Below are 5,263 nucleotides of genomic sequence, written 5' to 3' on the forward strand. Positions count from 1 at the left end.
TGTTCGACCGCGGTGCGATCGTCGAGCAGGGCACCCATGCCGCGCTGGCCAATCGCCCGGGGGGAATCTATCGCGGCCTGTTCGAACGGCAGGCGACCGGGTTCGACCGCATTTCGGCGGCGGAATGACCTCCTTGAATGACGCCCTTCAATTTGCGGGCATCTCCCTGGCCGCGTAAACTGCACATCGGTGTGCCGCCGCGTGGCGCAGGGAGCAGGGATGACTGAAGCCATACGACGAAAGCCCGGCGCCTCGTGGCTTTCGGTGATCTGGTCCGCGCGGCACGACCCGGCCGCGCGGATCTTCAATATCGATCTGCTGACGGTGCTGATCGCGATCCTGCTGCCGTGGTCGACTTCCGGCGTCGCGATCGCGGCGGTGCTCTGGTTGGTCGCGCTGATCCCGACCGTCGAGCCGCGCGCCTTGTGGCGGTCGCTGCTGCGGCCGATCTCGGCGCTGCCGATCGCGATGTTCGCGCTGGCGCTGCTGGGAACCCTGTGGTCGGACGCATCATGGAGTGCCAGGCTCGATGCGGTCAGCCCGACCGCCAAATTGCTGGTGCTGCCGCTGCTGCTCTATCATTTCGAGCGCTCGCCGCGCGGCCTTTGGGTCTTCATCGCCTTTCTGGCGTCGTGCACGCTGTTGATGGCGGCGTCATGGCTCGTCGCCTACGTGCCGAACCTCTCGCTCAAGCTTCATTTCTCGCAGGGACCCCATGCTCCCGCAACGGGCATTGTCGTCAAGAACTACATCGCCCAAAGCCATGAATTCGCGCTATGCGCGGTGGCGCTGGCCTATCCGGTCATGATGGCGCTGCGAGCCGGCAGGACACGGCTCGCGGTGCTGCTCTCGGTCATTGCCCTCAGCCTGCTGGCCAACATGATGTTCGTGGTGGTGTCGCGAACCGCGCTGGTGACCATGCCGGTCATGCTGGCGGCATTCGCGCTGCTTCATCTGAAATGGCGAACGACGTTACTTTCAGCCTGCGCCGTTGTCCTGCTGGCGGCGATGGTCTGGAACCTGTCGCCGGCCCTGCGCGCGACCGGCCTGAAGTTTTTCGTCGACTGGCAGGAGACCACCATCCGGAACAATCCGAGCGGCGTGGGATCCCGGCTGGAGTTCTGGCAGAAGTCGCTGGGCTTCATGGCACAGGCTCCGGTGATCGGGCATGGCACGGGCGCCACCCGCGGCCTGTTCGAGCAGGCCGCGGTCGGCCGTACCGGCGTGCAGGCCGAGATCGTCGCCAATCCGCACAATCAGACCCTGGCCGTCGCGATCCAGTGGGGCGCGCTCGGGATCGTCGTGCTGTTTGCGTTGTGGTGGAAGCATCTGACGCTGTTTCGCGGCGAGGGCCTGGCGGCGTGGATCGGCCTGCTGGTCGTCGTGCAGAACATCTTCACCTCGCTGTTCAACTCGCATCTGTTCGATTTTCACGAAGGCTGGATCTACGTGCTGGGCGTCGGCGTCGCCGGCGGCATGTTGCTCGGAGCGGGGCGCGATGCCGGCGCGGCGGCTTCGCATCAGTCGTGAGGCGGCGCAATTGGCCGGCTCCGCGTCCGCGTGCTGATCGCCACCGTCGCCACCACGGCCGCCGCGAACAGCAGAATCTGCAGCGTGATGGTCTCGTCGTTGAAGAAGGCCGCCAGCGCGAAGGTGATGAAGGGCTGCAGCAACTGCACCTGCGACACCCGCGCGATGCCGCCCATCGCCATGCCCGCATTCCACGCGAAGAATCCGATCCATTGCGAGAACAGCGCGACATAGAGCAGCGCCAGCCAGGGCTTTACGGGGATCTGGCCGATATCCGCCGGCATCGTCAGGACGGAAATCGGCAGCGAGATCGGCAGCGCCATCACCAGCACCCAGCTGATCACCTCCCAGCCCGGCATATGCGACGTGAGCTTTCCGGAAAAGGCGTAGCCGACCGACGACACCGCCACCGCCGCGAACAGGAAGATGTCGCCCACCGAGATCGCGCCGCCGCCCTGGCGCAGGGCGAATGCGATCACCAGTGCCGCGCCGGCGAGCGAGGCGATCCAGAACAGCGGCCGGGGACGCTCATGCGTGATGGCAACGGCGACCAGCGCGGTGGCGATCGGCAGAATCCCCAGCACGACGCCGCCATGCGAGGCGTCGACCGTCTGCATGCCGAGCGCCATCAGGAACGGAAAGGCGATGCTGACGCACAGCATCGCGATCGCCAGCTGCGGCCACAGCCGGCGCGGCGGCAGCGGCCGGCGCAGCGCGATCAGCAGCGCCAGCGCGCACAGCCCGGCGATCGCCGTGCGCAGCGCGGTCATGGCCAGCGGGTCGATGGCGGAGACCGCGATGCGCGTCGCCGGCAGCGTGCCGCCGAAGATCGCCATGCCGATGAAACCCAGCAACAGACCGAGATTTTCGCGGGACAATGAAACGGAGGGCATGGCGCGAGGGTTAGCGAGTTTGGCCGCGCCCGTACAGCGCCCGCGCGCGTCGCATGGCGGCCATGCAATGTCTTTCGTCATTCCGGGGCACGAGCGAAGCGAGTGAACCCGGAATCTCGAGATTCCCCGATGTGCAATTGCACATCTGAGGTTCGTGCTTCGCACGCTCCGGAATGACAACTCAAGCTGTGCCGAGGCTGATCCAGACCAGGCCGACGCCGGAGAGAAACAGCAGCCCCAGCACCAGATCCCTGAAATTGCGGTCGCTCAGCACACGATAGGCCCGTGCGCCGAGCCACGCGCCGGTGATCGTCGCCGGAAACGCGACCAGCGCGAGCCAGATCACTTCCAGCTTGACGAGGCCCATGCCGGCCTGCAGGCACAACGCGGTGAACAGCACGGTCCAGTTGAAGGTCTGGAACACGCCGCGGCGCTGGTCCTTGCCCCAGCCGCGCATGCTGGCCCACAAGGTCGGGAGCGCGCCGGACAGGCCGGCGAGGCCGCCGAGGATGCCGCCGGCAAAACCGATCGCGGCATCCGCCGCCCGGCCGCCGAACGTGAACGCCATCGGCTGGCGCTGCAAATACAAGGCGGTCGGAAACACCAGCAGCAGCACGCCGATGCCGAGCTTGAAGACATCAGGATCGGCATGGGCGATCAGCAGGACGCCGAGCGGCACGCCGGCAAGTCCGCCGATCAGGAACGGCCAGACCAGCGTCAGGTCGAAGCTGCGCCACAACGCCGGCATCGTCGAGGTCTGCGCCACCACCGAACAGACCAGCACCAGCGGCACCGCCAGCGAGGGCGGCAGCACGTAGAGCCAGATCCCCAGCGCCGTCATCGCCGTGCCGAAGCCGACCAGCCCGGAAACGAAACCGCCCGAGAGCGCGCCGAGCAGCACCAGCACGATCGCGAGGGTACTCATGTTGGTCCCAGGATTTCCCCTCGTCATTCCGGGGCGTGCGAAGCACGAACCCGGAATCTCGAGATTCCGGGTTCGCATCTGCGATGCGCCCCGGAATGACGGCGTTTGAATTGGCAAGCGACGTTTACAGCAGACCATGGGCAGGTAGTATCGCAAACTCGCGGTCGTCCACCGTCAAAACCAACAAGGAAAAAACATCATGGGAGCAACGTTTCTCGTCTGCCACGGCGCCTGGTCGGCCGGCTGGGCCTGGAAGAAGATGCACCCGCTGATGGCGGCGGCCGGGCATCGGCTGGTGACGCCGACCTACACCGGCCTCGGTGAGCGCGCGCATCTGGCCAATCCATCGATCGATCTCGAAACCCATATCGAGGATGTCCTCAACGTCATCAGATACGAGGATCTGCGCGACATCGTGCTGGTCGGCCACAGCTATGGCGGCATGGTCGCCACCGGGGTCGCCGACCGCGCGCGGGATCGCGTCGTCAGGCTGATCTATGTCGACGCCTTCGTGCCCGCCGACGGCCAGTCGCTGCTCGACCTGAACGAAGTGGCGCGGCCGCGCATCAAGGAACTCAAGGCCGGCGGCGAATGGCGGATGCCGCCGAACCCGACGCCGCCGGATACTTCGCCGGCCGACCTGGAATGGCTGGGCACGCGCCGCGTCCATATGCCGATCAAGTGCTTCGAGACCGGGCTGAAGCTGCAGGGCGGCCCGCTGACCCTGCCGCGCAGCTATATCTACGCCACGCGCGTCACGCCGCAGGACACTTTCGGGCAGTTCGCGAAAATGACGAAGAACGATCCGGCCTGGGACTTCCATGAAATAGACGCCAGCCATTCGCCGAACGTCACCGCGCCGGAAGCGCTGATGGCGCTTTTGGAGAAAATCGCGGCGAGGCCTGCGCGATGAAGCAGATCAGGATCGGCGATGTCACCATCGACGCGGTGATCGAGCGCGAAGGCCCGTGGCGGCGGCCGCGGGATTTTTTCCCGGCCTATGACGACGCCGTGTTCAGACATCATCTGCCGGCCATGGAGCCGGAGGTCTACGACGCGGCACTCGGGATGATCGTCATCACCTACCAGACCTTTGTCGTTCGCACCCCGCGCCACACCATCCTGGTCGACACCTGCACCGGCGAGGACAAGGGCCATCCGCCGCCGTTCGATTTCCCCGGCAAGGAGCGCTGGCGCAACGAACTGTTCGCGCTGGGCGTCGCCTACGAAAGCGTCGACTACGTGTTCTGCACCCATCTTCACATCGACCATACCGGCTGGAACACGGTGCTGCGCGACGGCCGCTGGGTGCCGACCTTCCCGAACGCGAAATACGTTTTTCACAAGGGGGAATATGCGGTCTGGGAAGCCGAGCACGCGCGCGGCGCCAATCCGCCCGGCACCGTATTCCGTGACAACTGCCTGCCGATCGTCGAGGCTGGCCAGGCGCTGCTGGTCGACGACGACTACGCGCTCGACGACACCATCACGCTGACGCCGACCCCGGGCCACTCGCCCTGCCATTGCTGCGTCAACATCTTCTCCCGCGGCCAGCGTGCGGTGGTGACGGGCGACCTGATGCACCACGCGATCCAGTGCCGCGAGCCCGACTGGTCGGCGCTGCCGGACTGGGACCCGAAACAGTCGGCGCTCTCGCGCCGCAAATTCTTCGCCGAGGTGGCGGACACCGACACGCTGATCCTGCCGGTGCATTTTCCGACGCCGACGGTGGGTTGGTTGAAGGCGGATGGGGATCGGTTCGATTACAGGTTCAAGAGGGATTGACGCGCCATTTCTCAGCGTCATTCCGGGGCGCGCGTCAGCGCGAACCCGGAATCTCGAGATTCCGGGTTCGACGCTACGCGTCGCCCCGGAAAGACGGTGCCCAATATGGCGAGGGGTCCGGCGCGTTACG

Annotated in this window: 5 protein-coding genes; 3 read left to right on the forward strand and 2 right to left on the reverse strand. The window is 65.9% G+C overall.

The genetic code is table 11. The annotated features are described in order from the left end of the window. Positions 1 to 219: 219 nt before the first annotated feature. Entirely contained in the window at positions 220 to 1,530 is a 1,311-nt protein-coding gene (locus tag Q8R73_RS05205; RefSeq protein WP_305718468.1) for an O-antigen ligase, read from the forward strand. Here Q8R73_RS05205 and Q8R73_RS05210 read toward each other — a convergent pair. Both Q8R73_RS05210 and Q8R73_RS05215 read right to left on the reverse strand, forming a co-directional pair. Then, on the reverse strand, positions 1,521 to 2,384 hold the full coding sequence (locus tag Q8R73_RS05210) for a DMT family transporter (protein WP_305718469.1): 864 nt from the start codon (positions 2,382 to 2,384) through the stop codon (positions 1,521 to 1,523). The two genes, Q8R73_RS05205 and Q8R73_RS05210, sit on opposite strands and share 10 nt — an antisense overlap. Positions 2,385 to 2,604: 220 nt before the next feature. Beyond that, positions 2,605 to 3,348 carry a sulfite exporter TauE/SafE family protein gene (locus Q8R73_RS05215; RefSeq protein ID WP_305718470.1) on the reverse strand — a complete coding sequence of 248 codons (744 nt, stop codon included), beginning with the start codon at positions 3,346 to 3,348 and terminating at the stop codon, positions 2,605 to 2,607. Positions 3,349 to 3,547: 199 nt separating this feature from the next. Here Q8R73_RS05215 and Q8R73_RS05220 point away from each other — a divergent pair, with 199 nt between their 5' ends. Further along, entirely contained in the window at positions 3,548 to 4,261 is a 714-nt protein-coding gene (locus Q8R73_RS05220; protein WP_305718471.1) for an alpha/beta fold hydrolase, read from the forward strand. Further along, positions 4,258 to 5,133 (forward strand): MBL fold metallo-hydrolase, encoded by an 876-nt coding sequence (locus tag Q8R73_RS05225; protein WP_305718472.1) that lies wholly within the window; start codon positions 4,258 to 4,260, stop codon positions 5,131 to 5,133. The genes Q8R73_RS05220 and Q8R73_RS05225 overlap by 4 nt, the downstream gene beginning before the upstream one ends. Positions 5,134 to 5,263: the final 130 nt, after the last annotated feature.

The sequence above is a fragment of the Bradyrhizobium sp. genome (assembly GCF_030697065.1).
Classification (GTDB): Bacteria; Pseudomonadota; Alphaproteobacteria; order Rhizobiales; family Xanthobacteraceae; genus Bradyrhizobium.

Excerpts from the sequence above, each read along its gene's own strand:
- Q8R73_RS05225 (WP_305718472.1), top strand. The coding sequence starts at position 4,258 with ATGAAGCAGATCAGGATCGGCGATGTCACCATCGACGCGGTGATCGAG.
- Q8R73_RS05220 (WP_305718471.1), top strand. The coding sequence starts at position 3,548 with ATGGGAGCAACGTTTCTCGTCTGCCACGGCGCCTGGTCGGCCGGCTGG.
- Q8R73_RS05205 (WP_305718468.1), top strand. The coding sequence starts at position 220 with ATGACTGAAGCCATACGACGAAAGCCCGGCGCCTCGTGGCTTTCGGTG.
- Q8R73_RS05215 (WP_305718470.1), bottom strand. The coding sequence starts at position 3,348 with ATGAGTACCCTCGCGATCGTGCTGGTGCTGCTCGGCGCGCTCTCGGGC.